Source organism: Streptomyces sp. NBC_01244 (assembly GCF_035987325.1).
GTDB lineage: Bacteria > Actinomycetota > Actinomycetes > Streptomycetales > Streptomycetaceae > Streptomyces.
Genome location: NZ_CP108488.1, coordinates 7,385,157 through 7,407,437, shown reverse-complemented (window position 1 = coordinate 7,407,437; position 22,281 = coordinate 7,385,157). Strand labels below are relative to the sequence as shown.

13 protein-coding genes are annotated in these 22,281 nt (G+C 68.8%); 3 read left to right on the top strand and 10 right to left on the bottom strand.

Features of this window, described 5'->3' with window-relative positions; all coding sequences use genetic code 11:
- Positions 1-21: 21 nt before the first annotated feature.
- The 3 genes from OG247_RS33105 to OG247_RS33095 form a co-directional block, all read right to left on the bottom strand.
- Positions 22-4,461 carry a bifunctional glycosyltransferase/CDP-glycerol:glycerophosphate glycerophosphotransferase gene (locus OG247_RS33105; RefSeq protein WP_327255634.1) on the bottom strand — a complete coding sequence of 1,480 codons (4,440 nt, stop codon included), beginning with the start codon at positions 4,459-4,461 and terminating at the stop codon, positions 22-24.
- On the bottom strand, positions 4,458-5,639 hold the full coding sequence (locus OG247_RS33100) for a CDP-alcohol phosphatidyltransferase family protein (RefSeq protein ID WP_327255633.1): 1,182 nt from the start codon (positions 5,637-5,639) through the stop codon (positions 4,458-4,460). The genes OG247_RS33105 and OG247_RS33100 overlap by 4 nt, the downstream gene beginning before the upstream one ends.
- Positions 5,640-5,856: 217 nt before the next feature.
- On the bottom strand, positions 5,857-7,431 hold the full coding sequence (locus OG247_RS33095; protein ID WP_327255632.1) for a hypothetical protein: 1,575 nt from the start codon (positions 7,429-7,431) through the stop codon (positions 5,857-5,859).
- Between the two features lie 189 nt (positions 7,432-7,620).
- Here OG247_RS33095 and OG247_RS33090 point away from each other — a divergent pair, with 189 nt between their 5' ends.
- Positions 7,621-8,697 (top strand): LCP family protein, encoded by a 1,077-nt coding sequence (locus tag OG247_RS33090; RefSeq protein WP_442813480.1) that lies wholly within the window; start codon positions 7,621-7,623, stop codon positions 8,695-8,697.
- An 83-nt stretch (positions 8,698-8,780) separates the two neighbouring features.
- Here OG247_RS33090 and OG247_RS33085 read toward each other — a convergent pair whose 3' ends face one another.
- From OG247_RS33085 to OG247_RS33060, 6 genes are all read right to left on the bottom strand, one after another.
- Entirely contained in the window at positions 8,781-10,295 is a 1,515-nt protein-coding gene (locus OG247_RS33085; RefSeq protein ID WP_327255630.1) for an amino acid permease, read from the bottom strand.
- Positions 10,296-10,406: 111 nt separating this feature from the next.
- Positions 10,407-12,323, bottom strand: a complete 1,917-nt coding sequence (gene dxs / locus OG247_RS33080) for a 1-deoxy-D-xylulose-5-phosphate synthase (protein ID WP_327255629.1) — start codon at positions 12,321-12,323, stop codon at positions 10,407-10,409.
- Between the two features lie 251 nt (positions 12,324-12,574).
- Entirely contained in the window at positions 12,575-13,846 is a 1,272-nt protein-coding gene (locus OG247_RS33075; RefSeq protein ID WP_327255628.1) for a sugar ABC transporter permease, read from the bottom strand.
- Entirely contained in the window at positions 13,843-14,631 is a 789-nt protein-coding gene (locus OG247_RS33070) for an ATP-binding cassette domain-containing protein (RefSeq protein WP_112447331.1), read from the bottom strand. The genes OG247_RS33075 and OG247_RS33070 overlap by 4 nt, the downstream gene beginning before the upstream one ends.
- A 157-nt stretch (positions 14,632-14,788) precedes the next feature.
- Positions 14,789-15,904 (bottom strand): substrate-binding domain-containing protein, encoded by a 1,116-nt coding sequence (locus OG247_RS33065; protein ID WP_327255627.1) that lies wholly within the window; start codon positions 15,902-15,904, stop codon positions 14,789-14,791.
- A gap of 118 nt (positions 15,905-16,022) precedes the next feature.
- Positions 16,023-17,237 (bottom strand): ROK family transcriptional regulator, encoded by a 1,215-nt coding sequence (locus OG247_RS33060; RefSeq protein WP_327255626.1) that lies wholly within the window; start codon positions 17,235-17,237, stop codon positions 16,023-16,025.
- Between the two features lie 602 nt (positions 17,238-17,839).
- Between OG247_RS33060 and mgtA the strand changes: the two genes are divergently transcribed.
- Together mgtA and OG247_RS33050 are read left to right on the top strand one after the other, a co-directional pair.
- Complete coding sequence (gene mgtA, locus OG247_RS33055; protein WP_327255625.1) at positions 17,840-20,560, top strand: magnesium-translocating P-type ATPase; 2,721 nt, start codon at positions 17,840-17,842, stop codon at positions 20,558-20,560.
- A gap of 48 nt (positions 20,561-20,608) precedes the next feature.
- Positions 20,609-21,334 (top strand): MgtC/SapB family protein, encoded by a 726-nt coding sequence (locus OG247_RS33050; protein WP_266885779.1) that lies wholly within the window; start codon positions 20,609-20,611, stop codon positions 21,332-21,334.
- Between the two features lie 9 nt (positions 21,335-21,343).
- On the opposite strand, the gene OG247_RS33045 is transcribed toward OG247_RS33050, so the two are convergent.
- Positions 21,344-22,273: a carbohydrate ABC transporter permease gene (locus tag OG247_RS33045; RefSeq protein ID WP_327255624.1), complete on the bottom strand. Its 930-nt coding sequence runs from the start codon at positions 22,271-22,273 to the stop codon at positions 21,344-21,346.
- Positions 22,274-22,281: the final 8 nt, after the last annotated feature.

The window sequence follows — 22,281 nt, the reverse complement described above, 5'->3', positions numbered from 1 at the left end:
GGTGCGTCCTTCATGTGTCTCTCAGAACTCCCCGAAGCCCCGTGCCCCGAGGTGCAGCTGCGCCCGCTGGTCGCCGACGATGTTGGCGTCCATCGTGTCGATGACCTCGAAGGCCCGTTCGCAGTTGGACGTGTCGCGCAGGACGAAGAACTCCTCGGCGCGCTGCCTGTACTGCGGTTCCACCTCGAACTGCCGCTCGATGATGGCGATGATCTCGTGCACGGCGTGGTCGACCGTGCGGCAGGCCGGGCCGAAGCCGTCCCGCGCGAGGTCGAAGTAGCCCCGCTTGTAGTGCTTGCTGTAGAAGGACTCGTCGTCGAAGTTCGTGTAGACGATGGGCTTGCCCATGTACGCCACGTCGAAGAACACCGAGGAATAGTCCGTGACCAGCATCGAGCACTCGCGCATCGCGAGCTGCACGTCGCGGCCCGTCGTCGACACCGTGACCGACGGGTGGTCGATCTTGAAGTGGTTCAGGTACGGGCGGATCTCGTAGTGCGGCATGAACTCCAGCTCCACGCCGTAGTACTGGATCGCGCTCAGCAGCCGTTCGTTGCGCAGCAGTGCGGAGAAGAACCGGTAGTACTCGGACGCGGCGAAGGGGATCTCGGGCTTGGCCGCCCTGTTGTACGAGGGCGCCACGATGTCGCGGCGCCAGGTCGGCATGACCAGGATCCGCCGCGGCCCGTTGACCGGCTCCAGGGCGTCGAAGCGCGGCAGGCCGGTCGCCGCGACGCGCGCGTAGCCGTAGCCGCAGTGCTCGGCGTAGTACGACCGCTCGCTGCGCCCCGTGGTGAGCACCATGTCGACGTTGGTGGCCTGGCCGTGGATGGAGGCGACCACGTCGTTGTAGACGACTCCGTGCTGGAGGAAGACCCGCTTGTAGCGCAGCAGGTCTCCGTAGCCGCGCAGGAACGCCCGCTTGAGGAGGCCCGGGAAGCCCAGGTAGGCCTCCAGGTCGTAGGCGTTGATCAGCCGTTCCGCGTGGAGCAGGTAGGCGCGGTGCTTCCATGACAGCCGGTCGATGACCTGCCCGTACCGGGCGACCTTGTCCCAGTCGGGGGAATCGCCGTTGATCGAGTAGTAGACCTTGGTCTTGGGCCGGTTCTGCCGGATCCACTTGAACAGGTGGTAGCTGTTGTCCTGGGCGGTGTCCTCGCGCTCCCCGATGATCCAGATGCCCCGGTTGTGGAGATAGGGGTACGTGAACCAGTACATGAGGCGGGTGCGCCAGCCGGGGCGGCCCGGCAGCGAGTTGCGCAGCTCCCACTTGAACCGGCGCAGCTTGTCCTTGCACCGGGCCGCGAAGCCGCGTACCCAGCGGACGGTGACCTGCTCGTCGTCGTCGATGGACACGACGAAGCGCTGCCGGCCCTGGGTGTGCACGCCCTTGAAGCGGTGCAGCATCTGGCGGGCCGCCAGCGGGACGTCGTGGTGGCGGTCCTCGTCGATGACCCGGAGAACCATGTTCAGCTCGGTGTTGGCCAGCGAGTCGAGGGCGCCCGGGCGGGCCGTGGCGCGCCAGCCGGAGAACCAGTCCTGGTTCTTGCGGGTGCGCCAGCGGTCGCGGCGGTAGTGCTGCTCCACGGGGAGCGTGACCTCGCGCCGCCCGTCGGAGAGCACGAGCTGGATCCGGTTGGTGTACCGGGCGTTGATGTCGACGCCGGACAGGACGAGGAGCCCCTCGAAGTGGATCTCGCCGTCGGTCCAGTCGAAGGTCTCCAGGACGGCGCTGGCCCGCGGAACGCGCAGCAGCGTGGTGCGCACCGGGTCGGACACCAGTCTGCGGTAGACGCCCTCTTCGTCGAGGAAGAGCGTGGGCAGGTACTCCGACGCTCCCAGCGGGTCCGCGAAGAGGTCGAGGTTGCCGGTGACGATGGCGTGGTGCTGGACCTTGGACTGCGGGTGGACGGCGTACTGGAGGATCACGTCGTCGGGGATCTGGCTGTAGACCGAACCCAGCAGGGGCAGGACCGAGGCGAGCTCGGGCCGGCTCATGATGCGGTGCATGTTGCGCACGTAGGGCTGGAGCGTACGGACGACGAAGCGCTGGGCCAGGACGACGGTCCGCGGCGGGGCTCCCTGGACCGAGGCCAGTACGTGCGCGGCGAGCCGGACCCGGTCCACCGTTTTGACGGGGTCGTTCCACGGCGAGTCGAAGAGCGAGTTCTGGTTCTGCTCGTCGCGCTCGAAGAAGCGGGCGTCCTGCGCGATCGCCACGACCCGCGCGTACAGGACGGCCGGGACGGTGAACCAGTCGTCCTCCAGACCCGGGCCGGGACCGCCGCGGAAGCCGTGCTCCCGGATGTAGGAGGTCTTGAACAGCTTCCCGCCGAGCAGCGTGGAGAAGACGAGGTACGGCGCGTCGGCCAGTCGGCGGACGGAGTCATTGGCCGTGAAGTACCGCTGCCACGGCTCGTCCTCGCTGCGCCACGGGCCGGGGAAGTTGTCGGCCTGGCCGGCGACGACATCGGCGCCCTTGACCCGGCGGGCGGCCGCGAGCAGCCTGCCGATGGCGTCCTGGCCGAGGATGTCCCGGGCGCGCGCGAACATCACGTAGGGGGCGACGGCGTACTGCAGCCCGTGGTCGAAGGCCGCACTGGCGCCGAGGCTGTGCTGGGTGACGACGCCCGCGTTGGGGTAGTAGGCGGCGAAGGCCGCGAGCTGCCGCGCGGTGCTGTCGTTCGACCCGTCGTCGACGAACACCACCTGGGTGCGGGCGAAGCTGCGCTGGGCCACGAGCGAGGCGAGGAACTCGCGCAGGTGGTACTCGTCGTTGTGGCAGTGGACGACGAGCGTGGCGCCGTAGCTCTCGGGCTGTTCGACGGGCCCGGTCGGTTCGACGTCCTGCCACCACAGCCACGGGGTGCCCCGGTCCGAGGTCTTGGCCCGCTGCTCCCCGGTCTCCGGGCGCAGGCCCAGGTTGCCGCTGACGGTCTCGTAGACCTCGAAGACGCCCGCGTCGCAGGAGTGCCGCAGGCCGGCGACGTCGATACCGCTGATGTTCAGAGCGGTGGAGGCGCGCTCGCCGGCGTGCCGGATCTGGACGAAGAAGTTCCAGTTGCCCACCCGGTCGGTCTTGTCCAGGGTGGCCTTGAGATCGATGGTGGTGTGGTACCGGATCCAGTCCTTGTCGATCTCCACACCGGAGACGGGGAAGTGGTGGTCGGCCTTGGTGCTGCGGCGGCGCAGCACCGCGATGAGCTCGACCTTGTCGTCGGCGCCGAACCGGCTGAACTGGTTGCGGATCGCGCCGGAGACGTGCAGCTCGCCGTCGACCATCTCGATCGACGAGGCCTTGTTGTACATGCGCGAGTCGGCGAGCGCGTGGCCGGTCAGCTCCAGCTCGGTGACCTCGAGGAAGCTCTCGGCATCGGGGTGGCCTAGCAGCGACCCGGACCAGAACACCCTGTCGTCGCGCTCCACGATGTCGGAGCTGATGACGCTGCGGCGCTTCATGTAGTCGGAGGCCGACACGGCGATGTCGACGCGTCCGTGCATCAGGCCGAAGGCGCGTACCCGCTCCATGGGGCCGCACAGTTCGAAGGTGCCGGGGTCGAGGCTGTGCAGGTACGGGGCGACGGCCTGGAGGAACCCGCTGTGGAAGGCGTGGTCGCCGGCGCGCAGCTCGGGCGTGTAGAGCCGCAGGTCGTGCGAGAGGAACTTGGCGCCCTTGCGGGCCAGCAGGTCCGGCCGGCCGACGCTGCGCAGGAAGCTGTCGGTGTACTGGTGCACCAGGACGCGGTCGCTGATGCTGCGCAGCTCGTGGCGGCGGTTGGTGATGGACGGCTGGTCGGACTCCCTCTCCCACATCCACCGGTAGACGGGGGTGGCGAGGATGGTGAAGGAGCGCGCGTAGAAGTTCGCGACCGTGGAGAAGTAGGTGTCCTCGAAGAAGACGCCCTCGGGGAAGCGGATCCCGTGGTTGTCGAGGAAGTCCCGGCGGTACAGCTTTCCGGCGGCGATCGGGTCGTCGATGAGTTCCGGCATGCCGCCCAGGCCCGCGACCGTCTGGTCGGCCGGGTACAGCTGGGGCTGCCAGACGGTGAGCTCGTCCGTGGCGTGGTTGATGCGCACGACACGGCCGGCGGTGATCTCCGAGCCCGTGACGAGGGCCGAGGACAGGAGCGTCTCGGCGGCCTTGAGCGGCAGCTCGTCGTCCGCGTCGAGGAACATCACGAACTGGCCGGAGGCCGCTTCGATCCCGTTGTTGCGGGGCGCGCCGCAACCGCCGCTGTTCTGCGGCCGCTCGATGACCCGGACGCGCCCGTCCTGGGCGGCGAACTGGTGGGCGAGGGCGAGGGTGCCGTCGGTGGAGCGGTCGTCGACGACGAGCACCTCGACGCTGCGGTGCGTCTGCGCCAGGGCCGACTGGAGGGCCCGCGCGAGCGTGGCGCTCGCGTTGAAGGCCGGTATGACGATGGTGACGCCGTAGTGCGATATGTCGACCGGGAGGCTCATCGAGAGTAGTGCTCCGGTTCGACGTAGCCGGGCCGCAGGGCCTGGGCCGGAATCTTGGAGAGTTGCATGGTGTCCGTCACGGCGCCCGTGTACTCGTCCGGGTAGGGCCGGGGGTACGGCACGAAGCCCGGGTCCTCGTACGGCTCGGGGGCGGGGAAGCGCTGGGCGGCTTCCTCCACCTCGCTCAGGCCGTCCTCGCCGCGCCGGCGGTGGCGTCCGGCGTGCAGGTGCTCGGCGATGGAACCGGCGCGCGTCGGGATGTTGCCGGGGTCGAGGCGTTCCATCGTGCGCGTGAAGTCCCGGGTGGAGAGCCAGAACTTGAACATGATGACGAGCTCGAAGCCGCCCATCAGCACGGCCGACACCGCCGTGGTCCACAGGATGTGGCCGATGACGGGGCCGACGATGAAGATGAACATCTGGAACTCGATGCCGCTGATGAGGTGCGGCCGGATGCGGCTCTGCACCAGCGCGTGGCGCACCCGCGCGTACCAGGGGAACTTCTCGCGGAACTGCTCGTGCAGGTCGATGACCTCGGCCTGCTCGGCGTCCGTGCTCTGGCGCTTGAGCTCGTCCGCCTGGCCCAGGGGGTTCTCGCGCAGCAGGTCCTCGATGAAGACGACCTTGCGCTCCTCCTCCTCGACTCCCTGTTCCGCCTGGCGGGCGAGGGTGACGGCGGCGATCTTGGCGCGCATGGACATGCGCATCTTGTAGATCTGGAGGGCGTCGACGTAGCGGAGCATGTCGAGGAAGATCACGACGAGGGCCGCGAGCAGGTACACCTCTTCGTCGTTCTTGACGAACTGCCCGCCCATCAGGGTCAGCGCGCAGATCAGGACGCGGATGCGGTCGAAGACGTAGTCGAGCCAGCCGCCGAAGATGGTCCCGTTGCCCTTGAGGCGCGCGAGCTTGCCGTCGATGCAGTCGAGGATGAAGCTGAGGTGGTAGAGGGCCGCGCCGATGCACAGCGAGACCCAGTCGCCCTGGAAGAAGTAGTACGCCGAGCCCAGGCCCACGAAGAGCGCGGCCCACGTCACCCGGTTCGGCGTGACGAAGTTCCATCGCGCCAGCACGCAGACGAGGCGGGTCGCTATCGGGTCTACCAGAAGGACCGTCCACCAGGCGTCCCGCTTTTTGCAGGTGAGCTTCTGGACGGCCTTCAGTGACAGCTTCGACATAACCCCTCAGTCATCGACACCGGCACGGGATGTACAGGCAGAACCTTCATCCTGTGATCACGTGTGACGGCATGTGGCGGTCAGTGACCCCAACCATTCACTTATGGTTCAGGTAAAGGGCGTTCTTTAGACTTTAGCAAGACGTGACAGACACGATCCAGGCCAGAAGTTGACAGCCGCCCTCACCAAACCGGTACACGGTCCGACGAAACGACCGCTATGGGACGCGCCAGGGAGTGAACTCCAGGCCATCGGATCCCAGTTGCTGCCGGGCGACACGCAGCCGTCCGTCCATTCCCACCGTGACGATCACCACACGGCCCTGGCTGTCGAAGGCCGCGGCGGGCGGGACGATCGAGCGCTCCCCCGAGGGCGACCACCACACCCCCGTGTCCGGCCGCCCGTCCGGGTGCGCGCCGATCGCCGGTACTCCCCCGTGGCCGGAGCGCACGAGCACCGTGCAGCCCCAGCCCTGGATGTCGGCTCCCGCGACCCCGGTGACCGGTCCGTCCCCGTCGGGTCCGCCGAGGCCTATCGGCGCGTGGGCGCCCGGCCACCAGACGCAGACCTCGTTCGTCGCTCCGTAGCGGAAGCGCACCATTCCGGCTTCCGGGGCGACCGAAAGGCTGCCGGCGCGCAGGCTCACCGGGATCCGGCGGTCCTCCTGCCACTCCGACGCCGCGCCCCGGTGGTACCAGTGCACGGCGGCGCCGTCGTCCCGGGTCCGGGCCACCAGGTGCACACTGCCGTCGGGCGACGCGAAGGCGGCCATCTCGTCGGCGACCTTCCGCCCGCGCAAGGCCTCCCAGCCGCTCAGGACCCCCTTCGGGGACTGCTTGCGCACGCTGACGCCGCGTCCGAAGTTGCGGACGAAGACGTGCATGAAGCCATCGGCGGCGAAGGCGGCCACCGGGAACCCGATGGAGCGGGCCACCTGCCAGTTCGTGTGGGGGTTGCCGAGCGGGACCCACGGCCCGAGGGGCCGGCCCGTCTGGTACTGGGCGGCGCACACCACCTCGATGTCGGCGCCGCCCTCCTTGCGCTTGGTCCGGCTCAGGCCGATCAGGTACGCGTAGCCCTCGGGCCCCTGCACCACGGTCAGGCCCGGCATGAGGTCCGGCCCTTCGAGCAGCTCGGGTCCGCTCCACCCCTCGGCCTCGCTGCGGCCCTCGGTCCAGCGCACGACACCGGCGGCCGTGGGCAGGTACGCGGACAGCCGGCCGTCCTTGCCGCTGACCAGCCACCGGGTCGGCAGCGGATACCGGGTGCCGGACTCGGGAGGCAGCCCGGGGTCCGTGCCGGCCGCGCGGCAGTCCACGAAGACGGGTACGCCGACGTCCCGCTGGTACCGGCGGGCCGCCCTCAGGGCGCTGCGCGTGACCTGGCCGCGCGCCGCGGGCTCGGTGACGATGGGAAGCCTGCGCTCTTTGTCGAAGCCGACGTGCGTGGGATCCGGATCGAGGGTCCGCACCCGGACGGGCCCGGTCTCGTGGAGCACGTCGAGGATCTGCCCCGTGATGCTCCCCGCCCCGGCGTCGAGGACGAAGGGGTCTCCGGAGAACCGGCAGCCGCGCCGGCGCGCCTCGGCCACGGCCGCTTCCAGAGCGCGGTACTCGGCATCGCCGCCGCCGTCGAGGCAGACGATCTCGATCGCCGAGTCGTCGGGCTCCGAGGCGATCAGGGGGATGGCCTCACCGGGCGTGGCGACGACGATGACCACCGGAGCGGCCCGGCCCGCCCCCGCACGAGGGGCCGCCGGCGACTGCTCACGGGGCGTGGCGCCGCGTCTCACTCGGCGTCCGGTCGCTCGGACCATTGGCTCTGCCCCCCATTCCTCGCACGGCTGCGCTTATCCACTCCATACCAACCCCGAAGACGATAGGCGCTCTCCCGTTCGAGTTGAAAATCTGCCTATAGTGCAGCGGCATCCGGCCTACCGCGCCGTCCGTCAGCCGACCGAGGCCCCGAGGATTCGAGCAGTATGACCCAACAGACCGCCACGCCCAGTCACCGGAACACCGGGCGGCGAGGAGTGCGTCCGCCCAGGTCACGCGGGCGCCGCGCGATGAAGATCGTCCTGGTGGTGGTGGTCCTGCTCCTGATCGGCGCCGCCGGCACGGGCTGGTGGGCGTACAACCACCTCAACGGGAACATCGACAGCGTCGACCTCGACCAGGCGATCGGTGTCGACAACCGGCCGGCGAAGGTCCCGGACAGCGGGCAGAACATCCTGGTGCTCGGCTCGGACTCGCGCGCCGGTGCCAACGGTGAGCTCGATCACGGCGACGTCAGCGGTTCCCGCTCGGACACCAACATGCTGGTGCACATACCCGAGGGCCGGAAGAAGGCCACCGCGATCAGCATCCCCCGCGACACCCTCGTGACCCGGCCCGAGTGCAAGGACAAGAACGGCAAGACGGTTGCCGGGGCGAATCGCGTCATGATCAACAGCGTCATCGGAACCGGCGGCCCGGCCTGTGTCGTCAAGACCGTCGAGCAGATGTCCGGCGTCCGCGTCGACCACCTCGTGAAGGTGGAGTTCGCCGGGTTCAAGGAGCTCGTGGACGCGCTCGGCGGCGTGGACGTCACCCTCGACAAGCCCATCAAGGGCGGCCTGAACCTCGACGCGGGCACGCACCGGCTGAACGGCACCGACTCGCTCAAGTTCGTTCGCACCCGCCACGGTTACGGGGACGGCAGCGACCTCGGACGCATCGACCTGCAGCAGAAGTTCATGATCGCGATGCTGTCCGAGATCAAGAAGCAGGACGTCCTCAGCAGCCCGGCCCGCCTCTACAAGCTCGCCGACGCCGGCACCAAGGCGCTGACCACGGACGCCGAACTCGACTCCCTCAAGGGCCTGTCGGACTTCGCCCAGAGCATGAAGGGCGTGGACCCGGCGACCATGGAGACGATCATGCTCCCGGTCGCCTACGACAAGATCGACAAGAACCGCGTCGTCGCCGTGGAGCCGCAGTCCGGCCAGCTGTGGGAGGCCCTGCGCAACGACCGGCCGATCCCGGCCGCGGCCAAGAAGTCCCCCGCCACCGGCGGCTGACACACCCCGCCTCCGGCTCACGACGCCGACGAGCCCCGGCCCCCATGGGCGCCGGGGCTCGTCGGCGTGGTGAGCCGACGCGTTCAACGGCCCTCGCGCGCCGGGTTCGGCGTCATGCCCTCGCCCCGGCCCAGCCGGCTGTGCTGCTTCCCGTAGAGGAAGTAGACGGCGATGCCGATCACCATCCAGATCCCGAAGCGCAGCCAGGTCTCGGCCGGCAGGTTCAGCATCAGCCAGACCGACGCGGCGATCGACAGGATGGGCACCAGCGGCACCCACGGGGTGCGGAAGGCCCGGTGCAGGTCGGGCCGGGTGCGGCGCAGGACCATCACGCCGAGCGCGACGACGACGAAGGCGAAGAGCGTGCCGATGTTCACCAGGGTCGCCAGCTCGTTGATGCTGGTGAAGCCGGCGACGATCGCGATGATCCCGCCGAGCAGGATGGTCGGCCGGTAGGGCGTACGGAACTTCGGGTGGGTCCGCGAGAAGAACCGCGGCAGCAGTCCGTCGCGGCTCATCGCGAAGAACACCCGGGTCTGGCCGAGCAGCAGGATCATGCAGACCGTGGTCAGGCCCACCGCCGCGCCGAAGCTGATGATGCCTCCGTAGACCGGATGGCCGGCGGATTTGAAGGCGTCGGCCAGCGGGGCGCTGACGGAGAGCTCCTTGTAGTTCTGCATGCCGGTCACCACGATCGAGACCGCCACGTAGAGCACGGTGCAGATGATCAGCGAGCCGAGGATGCCGCGCGGCATGTCCCGCTGCGGGAGCTTGGTCTCCTCGGCGGCGGTGGCCACCACGTCGAAGCCGATGAAGGCGAAGAAGACCACGGAGGCGGCGGTGAAGATGCCCATGATGCCGAAGTTGGTGGGCTCGTAGCCGAAGAGGAGCTGGACGAGCGGGGCATCCAGTCCGGAGCCGCCCGTCTGGGGTTCGGCCGGCGGGATGAACGGCGTGTAGTTGGACTTCGTGATGAAGAACGCGCCCGCGATGATCACGATGAGCACCACCGTGACCTTGATCGCGACGACCACCGCGGTGATCCGCGCGGACAGCTTCACCCCGACGACCAGGATCGCGGTGAGCACCAGGACCAGGATGAAGGCGAGCAGGTCGAAGGTGCCGCCCGGAACGTCGGGCCCCTGGAGCGAGGCGGGCAGGTGGAGGCCCGCGTTGTCCATGAGCGAGCGGACGTACCCCGACCAGCCGACGGCGACGACCGCGGTGCCGAGCGCGAACTCCAGCACGAGGTCCCAGCCGATGATCCAGGCGGGCAGCTCGCCGATCGAGGAGTACGAGAAGGTGTACGCGGATCCGGCCACCGGGACGGTGGAGGCGAACTCGGCGTAGCACAGGGCGGCGAGCGCGCACACGATACCGGCGGCGACGAACGCGAGGGCCGTGGAGGGTCCGGCGGTCTCCTTGGCGACCTTGCCCGTGAGGACGAAGATGCCGGTGCCGATGATCACGCCGACGCCGAAGACGGTCAGGTCCCAGGAGGAGAGCGACTTCTTGAGCGCGTGTTCCGGCTCTTCCGTGTCGAGGATCGACTGTTCGACTGATTTGGTACGGAAGGGACCGTTCTGGTTCCTACTCACCGACGCACCTCCGCAGGGCAGACCGCATCGAAACGAAACGGGCCGGAAGGCCCACCCTCCAAGGGTGAACCTCCCGGCCCGTGGCGTGCAACCGCAGATGATCAGTCGGGCTCAGTCGACGGCGGCGGCCGGCTCGCTGTCATAGCGCCCGTCCAGCTTGGCCACCAGGCCCGTGACCTGCCGCGCGATGTCCGGGGCGGTCAGACCGATCTCGGCCATGACCTCCTTGCGCGTGGCATGGTCCAGGAACCGCTGCGGAATGCCGAAGTCACGCAGCGGTACGTCGACCCCCGCGTCCCGCAGTGCCTGCGCGACGGCGGAGCCCACACCGCCGGTACGGCTGTTGTCCTCGACGGTGACGACCACCCGGTGGCCGTCGGCGAGCGGGGCCAGGGCCTCGTCCACCGGCTTGACCCAGCGCGGGTCGACCACGGTCGTGGAGATCCCCTGCTTGTCGAGGAGGTCGGCGATCTCCAGGCACATCGGGGCGAGCGCTCCGACCGAGACGAGCAGTACGTCCGGACGGGTGACCTCGTCGGCCGGACGGCGCAGCACGTCCATGCCGCCGATCCTACCGACGGCCGGCACGGCCGGGCCGACGACGCCCTTGGAGAAGCGCACGACGGTCGGCGCGTCCTTCACCAGGACGGCCTCGTTCAGCTGCGCGCGCAGCTGCTCGGCGTCGCGCGGGGCCGCCAGGCGCAGGCCCGGCACCACCTGGAGGATGGACATGTCCCACATGCCGTTGTGGGAGGCGCCGTCGGTGCCGGTGACACCGGCACGGTCCAGGACGAAGGTGACGCCGCACTTGTGCAGGGCCACGTCCATCAGGACCTGGTCGAAGGCGCGGTTGAGGAAGGTCGCGTACACCGCGAAGACCGGGTGGGCGCCGCCGGAGGCCAGGCCCGCCGCCGAAGTGGCGCCGTGCTGTTCGGCGATGCCGACGTCGAAGATCCGGTCCGGGTAGGCGTCCGCGAACTTCTTCAGGCCGACGGGCTGGAGCATGGCCGCGGTGATGGCGACGATGTCCTTGCGCTCCCGGCCCAGCTTGACCATCTCGTCGGCGAAGACGGAGGTCCAGCTGGCGGCGTCCGTGGAGACGGGCAGGCCGGTGTCCGGGTGGATCACGCCGACCGCGTGGAAGCGGTCCGCCTCGTCCTGGACGGCCGGCTCGTAGCCCCGGCCCTTCTGGGTGAGGCAGTGCACGATGACCGGTCCGCTGAAGCGCTTGGCGCGCTGCAGGGCCGATTCCAGGGCCTCGATGTCGTGGCCGTCGATGGGGCCGATGTACTTCAGGCCCAGGTCCTCGAACATGCCCTGCGGGGCGATGAAGTCCTTGAGGCCCTTCTTGGCGCCGTGCAGGGTCTCGTAGAGGGGCTTCCCGACGACCGGGGTGCGCTCCAGGAGGTCCTTGCCGCGGGCCAGGAAGCGCTCGTAGCCGTCCGTGGTGCGCAGGGTGGCCAGGTGGTTCGCGAGGCCGCCGATGGTGGGGCCGTACGAGCGCTCGTTGTCGTTGACGACGATCACCAGGGGGCGGTCCTTGGCGGCGGCGATGTTGTTCAGCGCCTCCCAGGCCATGCCGCCGGTGAGGGCTCCGTCGCCGATGACCGCCGCGACGTGGTGGTCCTCCTTGCCGAGCACCTCGTTGGCCTTCGCGAAGCCGTCGGCCCAGCCCAGCACGGTGGACGCGTGCGAGTTCTCGATCACGTCGTGGTCGGACTCGGCGCGCGAGGGGTAGCCCGACAGGCCGCCCTTCGTGCGCAGGCCGCCGAAGTCCTGGCGGCCGGTGAGCAGCTTGTGCACGTAGGCCTGGTGGCCGGTGTCGAAGAGGACCTTGTCCTTGGGCGAGTCGAACACCCTGTGCAGAGCGATCGTCAGCTCGACGACACCGAGGTTGGGGCCGAGGTGCCCGCCGGTCTTGGAGACGGCGTCGACGAGGAAGGTCCTGATCTCTGCGGCGAGCCGGTCGAGCTCCTCCTGGCTGAGCCGGTCCAGATCGCGCGGTCCCTTGATGCGGGTCAGCAGCACCCGTGCCTCCTTGCAGTCGCTTGCTGGTCTGCCGAGTCTAATGTTCGCCGGTTGGGCGTAAGTGAAGCGCGGTCCCGGTCAGGTCACACCTTTGTCATACCTGTACACATCCGCACGGAGCCACACCCCCCAAAAGGGTGCATACCCGCACATCTGTACGTACACGCCCACGCGCAGGTGCCCGGCACCATATGAGTGGCACCGGGCACTGTGACGGTTCTTACCGCCGTTTCACGCTCCGCGCACGCCGGTCAGGCGCGCCCGGCCGTCTTCTGCGTCTTGCGGGTGACCGAGTCGATCACCACGGTGGCGAGGAGGACCGCGCCGGTGATCATGTACTGGATCGGCGTCGCGATTCCCTCCAGGGCCAGACCGTACTGGATGGAGGTGATGACCATGACGCCGAGGAGGGCGTTCCAGGTCCGGCCGCGGCCGCCGAAGAGGCTGGTGCCGCCGATGACGGCCGCCGCGATCACGTTCATCAGCAGGTCGCCGGCGCCGGCGCTCTGGTTCGCCGCCGCGATCTTGGAGGCCCAGAAGAGGCCGCCGATCGCCGCGAAGGTGCCGGCGATCGCGAAGACCGTGATCCGGACCCGGTTGACGTTGATGCCGGCGCGCCGGGAGGCCTCGACGCTGCCGCCGAGGGCGAAGACCTGGCGGCCGAAGGTGGTGCGCCGCAGGAGGAAGTCCGTGCCGACCAGGGCCAGCAGGAAGAGCACGATCGCCAGCGGCAGGCCCTTGTACTGGTTGAACACCATGGCCGGACCGAAGGTGAACACCGCGAGGAGCCCGGTGCGCAGCAGGATCTCGCCGAGCGGCCGGGAGGGCACCCCTGCGGCCGCGCGGCGCCGGTTGTCGGAGAACGTGGCGAGGAAGTACGCCACCACGGCGAGGGCGGCGAGCCCGTAGCCGACGGCCACGTCCGAGAAGAAGTACGTGGTCAGCTGCCCGACCACGCCCTCGGAGTCGAGGTTGATCGTGCCGTTGCTGCCGAGGATCTGCAGCATGGCGCCGGACCAGAAGAGCAGGCCCGACAGGGTGACGGCGAAGGCCGGGGCGCCGATCTTGGCGAAGAAGAAGCCGTGGAGGGAGCCGATCAGGGCGCCTCCGGCGATCGCCGCGAGGATGGCCAGCCATTCGTTGACGCCGTTGGTGACCGAGAGGACGGCCACGATCGCACCGGAGACGCCGCTGACCGAGCCGACCGAGAGGTCGATCTCACCGAGCAGCAGGACGAAGATGATGCCGACCGCCATCATGCCGGTGGCCGTCATCGTGATCGCGATGTTGGTGAGGTTCTCGGCGCCGAGGAAGTTCGAGTTCAGGCCCTGGAAGATGCTCCAGATGATGATCAGGCCGAGAACGACGGGCACGGAGCCCAGGTCGCCGGCCTTGAGCTTGCGGCCGAACTCGTTCACGTACCCGGCGAAGCCCTGCTCGCGGACGAGCAGGCGGGGGTCCACGGCCGGGATGGCGTCGTGGGCGGCAGCCGGGTTGACGGGGTCTATGTGTTGGGTGCTCACTTGCGGGCCTCCCCTGTGCGGGCCGCCCGGCGGGTCACGGCGTTGTCCGTGGCCCCGGTGATGGCGGAGATGATCTCTTCCTGCGACGTGTCCTTCACGGAGAAGACGCCGTTGTTGCGGCCCAGCCGCAGGACGGCCACCTTGTCGGCCACGGCCTTCACATCGGCCATGTTGTGGCTGATGAGGATGACGGCGTGACCGCGCTCGCGCAGCCGCTCGACCAGGTCGAGCACCTGTGCGGTCTGCTCGACGCCGAGGGCGGCGGTGGGTTCGTCGAGGATCACGAGCTGGGGCTCGCCCAGCATGGAGCGGGCGATCGCCACGGTCTGGCGCTGACCGCCGGAGAGCGAGGCGATCGGGATGCGGACACTGGGGATCCGGATGGACAGGGTGGTCAGGAGCTCGCGTGCGCGCCGCTCCATCTCCACCTCGTCGAGGATGCCGCGCCGCTTGAGCTCGCGTCCCAGGAAGAGGTTGCCGACGACGTCGATGTTGTCGCACAGCGCGAGGTCCTGGTAGACCGTCGCGATGCCCAGGTTCTGGGCGTCGTGGGGCTTGGTGATCGAGACCGGGCGGCCCTCCCACTCGATGACTCCGTCATCGATGGGGTGCACGCCGGCGATCGTCTTGACCAGCGTGGACTTACCGGCGCCGTTGTCGCCGACGAGGGCGACCACCTCGCCGGAGTGGATCTCGAGTTCTACGTCGGTGAGGGCCTGAACGGCGCCGAACCGCTTCGAGACCCCGCGCAACGCCAGTACGGGCGCAGCGGACACATGAACCATCTCCTTGCCGCCTGACCGGCGGGGATGTCGTGCAAAAGAGCAGGACCACGGGGGATTTGAAAGAAAGGTTTCTGTCCGGCGCCCCGCCAGTGGCGGGATGGAGGCGGGAGCGCCGGACAGGCATGGGGGCCGCTCGGCGGACCGAGCGGCGGGGGCCTTACTTCAGGCCGGCGGTGGCGCAGGCGGCCGCGTACTTGTCGGTGCAGATCTCGTCGACCGTGTAGACGTTGTCGCGGATGACGGTGTCCTTGACGTTCGCCTTGGTCAGCGAGATGACCGGGATCAGCAGGGACGGGACGCCCTTGGTGGTGGGGCTGTCGACCTTGGCGGTGGCCGTGGTGGCGATCGACTCGCCCTTGGCGAGGGCGACGGCCATCTTCGCGGCGGCCTCGGCCTCGGGGGCGTACGGCTTGTAGACGCTCATGAACTGCTCGCCCGCGACGATCCGCTGCACACCGGCGAGTTCGGCGTCCTGGCCGGTGACCGGGGGCAGGGGGGACACGCCGGCCGCCTTGAGGGCGGTGATGATGCCGCCGGCCATGCCGTCGTTGGCGGAGTAGACGCCGATGACCTTGTCCTTGCCGAGCGCCGAAAGCGCGGCCGCCATGTTGGTGTTGGCGTTCTCCGGCTTCCACTCGACGGTGTCGTACTCCTTGCCGACGTTCACGTTGCCGTCGAGGACGGAGTGTGCGCCCTTCTTGAACAGCGCGGCGTTCGGGTCGGTGACGGAGCCGTTCATCATGACGATCTGGCCGTCCTTGGCCTTGGCGCCCAGGGCCTCCAGGAGCGCCTTGCCCTGGACCTTGCCGACCTCTTCGTTGTCGAAGGAGGTGTAGGCGTCGATCGGGCCCTCGGCGAGGCGGTCGTAGGCCACGACCGGGATGCCGGCCTCCTTGGCCTTCTTGACCGAGCCGGCAATGGCCTTGGAGTCCACCGCGTCGATGATCAGGACGTTCACCTTGTTGGTGATCATCGTGTCGACCTGCGAGTTCTGCGTGGTCGCGTCCTGCTTGGCGTTGGCGTAGACGACCTCGCCCTTGCCCGCGGTCAGGTCCTTGACCGCCTTCTCGATGAGCGGCTTGTCGAACTTCTCGTAACGCGCGGTCTGGTTCTCCGGCAGGAGCAGACCGACCTTGATCGCGCCGCCCTTGACCGCGCCGGTGGCGTTGTCCTTCTTGTCCCCGGACTCCTTCGCGCTGCCGCAAGCGGCAAGCGAGACGGCCATGGTGCCGGCGGCAACGGCGACGGCGACTCTGCGCATACGCGTGTTCATTACTTGAACCTCCCTGACGAGGCCGCAGCACTGCGGCCGAGGTGGATGTGAGTCAACCCCGGCCGCGAGTTTGTCGTCAAGGAGTGAATGCTTAACGAGATGACAACGACGCCATTCGTTATCTAACTGAAGACAAGACGGCGGGAGCCCGCACTCCACTTCCATTTTCCGCCAAAAGCGTCGAATCGCCCATCTCACTCAGTACGAGGGCCAGCGCGCCCAGCACCTCGGCCCGCCCGCCCAGGGACCCCGTGAGCACCGACAACTGCCGGGCGGCGCTGGGAATCGCGTACCTCCCCACGGATTCACGGATGGGAGCCAGGACCAGTTCACCGGCGTCCGCGAGGGAGCCGCCCAGGACCACCCGGCTCGGGTTCAGGAGATTGCACAGACTGGCCACACCACTGCCGATGTGGCGGCCCACGTCCGTGATGACACGACGGCAGCCGGGGTCTCCGCCCCGGGCCAGTTCCACCACCCGCTCCATCGTCAACTCCGGTCCGTGGCTGCTCTGCAGGAGCGGCAGCACGTACCGGGCGGCGGCGAAGGTCTCCAGGCAGCCGCGGTTGCCGCAGCGGCAGACCGGGCCCGATTCGTCGAGCGTGATGTGCCCGATCTCGCCGGCGGTGCCGCCGGGTCCCCGGTAGATCTGGCCGTTGATGACCAGCCCCGCGCCGACACCGCTCGCGACCTTGATGTAGGCCAGGTCCTTTACTCCCCGGCCGCTCCCCCAAACGAGTTCCCCGAGCGCCCCGAGGTTCGCGTCGTTGTCCACGTACACCGGTACGCCCAGGCGCTGCGAGAGCTCGCGCCGCGGGTTGATCCCGGCCCAGCCCGGCAGGATCGCGGTGGACCCGAGGGTGCCGGACTCCAGGTCGATGGGGCCGGGCACGCCGAGCCCCACGCCGATGACCTTGTCGCGGCCGATCCCGATGCCCTCGACGAGCCGTCCCACCAGGGCTTCCGCCCGGTCGAAGCCGTCGACCCAGGAAGCGTCCACGTCCAGCGGCTCGGACTCCTCGGCCAGCACCTGGTGGGCCAGGTTCCCCACGGCCACCCGCAGGTGGGTGTGGCCGAAGTCCACGCCGATCACGATGCCGGCGTCACCGCTGAGCGAGACGCTGCGCGCCCGCCTGCCCCCGGCGGATGTGTCCGTGACCTCGACCGTCCCGGCCTCCTTGAGCTCGCGGACGATGTTGGAGACCGTGGCCGCCGACAGTCCGGTGCTCCGGGCGATCTCCGCCTGGGTCAGCGAGCCGGCGAGCCGTACCGCCCGTACGACGCGCTCCAGATTGGCGCGATGCAGTGAAGACTGCGATCCGGGAGTCTGCACGACTCATCCACTCCTGCCCATAAGCAACGGCAAGCCGTCGCCCCCCGGCCGGGGTCGTCAGCGGCTGCGTGCTCCGGCTGACACGAGACCCCGGCGTCTCTCCAACTTGTGAACCTTAAGTCGAGCCTTTGCGCCTCGCGACGTCAAGAGGCCGCCACAGTACGAATCGGCCACTACCGGTCATAAGTATGAGAGAAACCTCCATCCTGATCGTGCTACGGTCGCCGTGGCGCTGGTCTTCACGGTCTTCACGGCCGGATCGGGCGCCCTCTGTCATGCAAGCGCTACGCGAGGAGGTGTTCGGGATGAGTCCCGATCGAAGTCCTTGCAGCGCTCTCTTCGGCTGAGCTCCCTGAGCTACTTCACTGAGCGGCCGGTCTCTCTTCGAGTGTGCACGCCCGCGGCCCCGCGCCGCCTCCGTGCGTTCCTGCATTCATCTTCGTAACCCCTTCCGCACGCCCTGACGCTTCCGCCAGGCGTGCGTCATCCATGCCCATCGGCGTGCCCCGTGGCCGTACGTGCCACCTCGCGCCGACCCATGATCACTCCACGTGACCGAACGGCTTCGCGCTGCCCGGACGCCGTGGAGGGAGGTTTTTGCCATGACCATGCTCACCCCTCGTACCCCCACGAAGCTCGCACCCCCGGGCCGGGCCCGCCGCGAGCGCAAGGCCGCCGAGCTGGAGGCCCGCACCCGGGTCGTCGGCGAGCGGCTCGTCGCAATCAGCGCCCGCCCGGGCGTCCGGGTCCTGCAGGAAGCGGACGCTTCCCGCAACGGCCTCACCCACACCGAGGCCGCGCTGCGCCTGGAGCGCCACGGCTCCAACGTCATCGCCCAGGAGCGCGCCCCGCGCTGGTACGTCCAGCTGGCGAAGGCGTACGCGAACCCCTTCATCGCCGTCCTGGTCTTCCTGGCGGCCGTCATGTACTGGCAGGATCCCGCCGACCCGGGCGTCATCATCCTCTCGGTGATGGTCGGGATCAGCGGCGTGCTGCGCTTCTGGCAGGAGTACCGCTCGGGCCGGGCGGCCGACGCCCTCAAGCAGCTCGTCACCACCACCTGCGCGGTGCAGCGCCGGGCCGGCAGCGGCTCCGGGCCCACCACCTTCGAGATCCCCATGGACCAGGTGGTCCCGGGCGACGTGGTCAAGCTGGCCGCCGGCGATCTGATCCCGGCCGACCTGCGGCTCATCACCTCCAAGGACCTGATGGTCGGCCAGGCCGCCCTGTCGGGCGAGTCCCTGCCGGTCGCCAAGGCCGACACGCGCACGGACGACCTCGGCCAGCACGAGACCACCGACCCCGTCGAGGCCGACAACCTCTGCCTGATGGGCACCTCGGTGACCTCCGGCACCGCCACCGGACTCGTCGTCGCCACGGGCTCCGACACCTACTTCGGCTCGATGGCCGGCTCCCTGGTCGGCGAACGCCCGGAGACCAACTTCGACACCGGTGTGCGCAAGGTCAGCTTCCTGCTGATCCGCTTCATGCTGGTGATGGTCCCCGTCGTCTTCATGATCAACGGCTTCACCAAGGGCGACTGGGAGGCCGCCTTCCTCCTCGGCATCGCGGTGGCGGTGGGCCTGACCCCCGAGATGCTGCCGATGGTGGTCTCGGCCAACCTGGCGCGCGGCGCCGTGGCGATGTCCAAGCGCAAGGTCGTCGTCAAGCGGCTCAACGCGATCCAGAACCTGGGCGCCATGGACGTGCTCTGCACGGACAAGACCGGCACCCTCACCGAGGACCGGATCGTCCTGGACCGCTACCTCGACGTGCACGGCGACGAGGACAACGAGGTCTTGGAGTACGGCTACCTCAACTCCCACTTCCAGACGGGCCTGAAGAACCTGATGGACCAGGCGGTCATCGACCGCGTGGGCGAGGCCGAGGAGGTTGTCGTCGATGCCCGTTTCTCGATGGTCGACGAGATCCCCTTCGACTTCGCCCGGCGCCGGATGTCCGTGGTCCTGAACCGCAACAGCATCGTGGGCGGCTCCGGCCGGCCCGAGCACGTCATGATCACCAAGGGCGCCGTCGAGGAAGTCCTCGCGCTGTGCACCCACATGACGGACCGCGGGCAGAAGGTCGAGCTGACCGAACAGCTCCGGTGGCACGTCACCCGCATCGCCGAGGACAACAACCGCCAGGGCCTGCGCGTCCTCGCCGTCGCCACCCGCACGATGGCCACCCCCCGCGACACCTACACGGTCGCCGACGAGGACCGGCTGACCCTGGTCGGCTTCCTCGCCTTCCTCGACCCGCCGAAGGCCGACGCCGCCCGGGCCCTGCAGGGCCTCGCCGACAAGGGCATCGCGGTCAAGGTGGTCACCGGCGACAACGAGCTCGTCGCCGCCCGGGTCTGCGCCGATGTCGGTCTCACGGTCGGACACGTCGTGGGCGGCACCGAGATCGACGCCCTCGACGACGCCGGACTGCGCGCGCTGGCCGCCCGTACGACGGTCTTCGCCAAGATCAACCCGGTCCAGAAGGCCCGGATCGTACGGGCCCTGCAGGCCGACGGCCACACGGTCGGCTTCCTCGGGGACGGCATCAACGACGCGGCCGCGCTGCGCGACGCGGACGTCGGCATCTCGGTGGACACCGCCGTGGACATCGCCAAGGAGTCCGCCGACATCATCCTGCTGGAGAAGGACCTGACCGTCCTGGAGCAGGGCGTGATCCAGGGCCGGACCACCTTCGGCAACACGATCAAGTACATCAAGATGACGGCCAGTTCCAACTTCGGCAACGTCTTCTCCGTGCTGGTGGCGAGCGCCTTCATCCCCTTCCAGCCGATGGTGGCGATCATGCTGCTGGTGCAGAACCTGGTCTACGACATCGCCCAGCTGGCCACCCCCTGGGACCGGATGGACGAGGAGTACCTGCGCAAGCCCCGCAACTGGGACGCCAAGGGCATCGGCCGGTTCATGCTCTGCATCGGCCCGATCAGCTCGATCTTCGACATCGCGATGTTCGTCATCATGTGGAACGTGTTCGCCGCGAACACCGAGGCGCACGCGGCGCTCTTCCAGTCCGGCTGGTTCATCGAGGGCCTGCTCTCGCAGACCCTGGTCGTCCACATGATCCGCACCCGCAAGATCCCCTTCATCCAGTCGCGGGCCTCCTGGCCGGTGATGGTGATGACCGTCCTCGCGGTGCTGACCGGGCTCTTCCTGCCCTTCTCGCCGCTGGCCTCCTCACTGGGCTTCGTACCCCTGCCGGCGAGCTACTTCCCGTGGCTGATCGGCGTACTGCTGGCGTACTGCACGCTCACGCAGCTGCTGAAGACCGTGTACATCCGCAAGTTCGGCACCTGGCTCTGAGAAAGCCCGCACGAAGAGAAGACACGAAGAGGAGAAGGGAGAAGGCCGATGATGCTCACCGAATGGGAGATGGCCGGGCACCTGGTCGCGGCGCTCGGATTCGGGGCGGCCATCGGTCTGGAACGGCAGTGGCGGGCCCGGATGGCGGGCCTGCGGACCAACGCCCTGGTGGCGGGCGGGGCCGCGCTGTTCGTACTGCTCTCGCAGTACGGGTTCATGAGCGAGGTCTCGGAGGTCCAGTACGACGGCTCGCGGGTCGCCGCCCAGATCGTCTCGGGGATCGGCTTCCTGGGCGCCGGCGTGATCATGCGCGACGGACTGAGCGTCCGGGGCCTGAACACGGCCGCCACCCTGTGGTGTTCGGCGGCCGTGGGCTGCCTCGCGGGCACCGGGATGTTCGTCCTGGCGGCCTGCGGCACGGTGGGCGTGGTGGGGGCGAACCTCCTGCTGCGCCCGCTGGGCCGGCGGATGGACCGCGAGCCGGGGGGCGGGGCCGAGGTGGCCACCGACTTCCACTTCGAGGCCGTGTGCCTGGAGGCGGAGGAGGCCCACATCCGCCACCGGCTGGTCGACGCGCTGGGCCGGCCGGGCTACCAGCTGCGCTCGATCCGCAGCCAGGACGGCCCGGAGGCCGGCCTGGTGACGGTGTCCGCGCTGCTGACCGCCGAGGGCGAGGGGGGCCGGATGCTCGAGGAAGCCGTCAGCAACCTCTCTCTCGACCCCTCCGTCTCGGCGGTCAGCTGGTCGGTCGTGCCCGACCCCTCCGCTGCGTGAGCGGAGGCGCTACTTGAGCGTGGCGGAGGTCAGTCCCGCCTGGATCTGCCGCTGGAAGGACAGGTAGACCACCAGCATCGGGATCATCGCGATGGTCACACCGGCGAACAGCACCGGCAGGTCCGTCTCGTAGCCCATCTGGTACTGCAGCTGGATCAGGCCCTGGGTGAGCATGTAGCGCTCGGGGTCCGATCCGGTCTGCGGCTGCATCAGCACGGACGGCAGGATGTACTGGTTCCACTGCCCCAGGACATTGAATATCCCGACGCTGATCAGGCCGGGCTTGGCCATCGGCATCATCACCTGGAAGAAGATCCGGGTGTGGGAGGCCCCGTCGATCACGGCGGCCTCGTGCACGGCCGTCGGCAGCGTCCTGAAGAACGAGTGCATGAAGAAGACGGTGAACGGCATCGAGTACGCCACGTACACCAGGATCAGACCCTGGAACGTGTTGAGCATGTCCAGCCGCTTCACCATGAAGAACAGCGGGACGAGCGCCAGGAAGACCGGGAACATGGCCCCGCTGACGAAGAAGTAGTAGATCGGCCGGTTGCCCCGGAAGGGGTAGCGGGCCAGGACGTACGCGGCCATCGAGCCGAGCAGCATCGTCAGCGGAACCGAGAACACCATCACGATGAGGGTGTTGGCGAAGTAGCTGCCGATGCCCTTGTCCCAGGCGCGGGGGAAGGCGTCGAAGTGCCAGTTGGCCGGCCAGCTCAGGGCCGACTCGCCGATCTGCACGTCGGTCTTGAACGATCCGAGCACCAGCCAGATGAGGGGCAGGATGATCATTATCCCCCACACGGCGAGGAAACCGTGCGAGAAGACGTTGAGGACCATGCCGTCGGAACCGCTCTTGCGCTTCCCGCGGGGGTGCCCGGTGGCGGAGGCGCGCTTCTCGGCCGCCGCCTCGCCCGGTGCTTTGATCACAGTGGTCATCGTGGTCT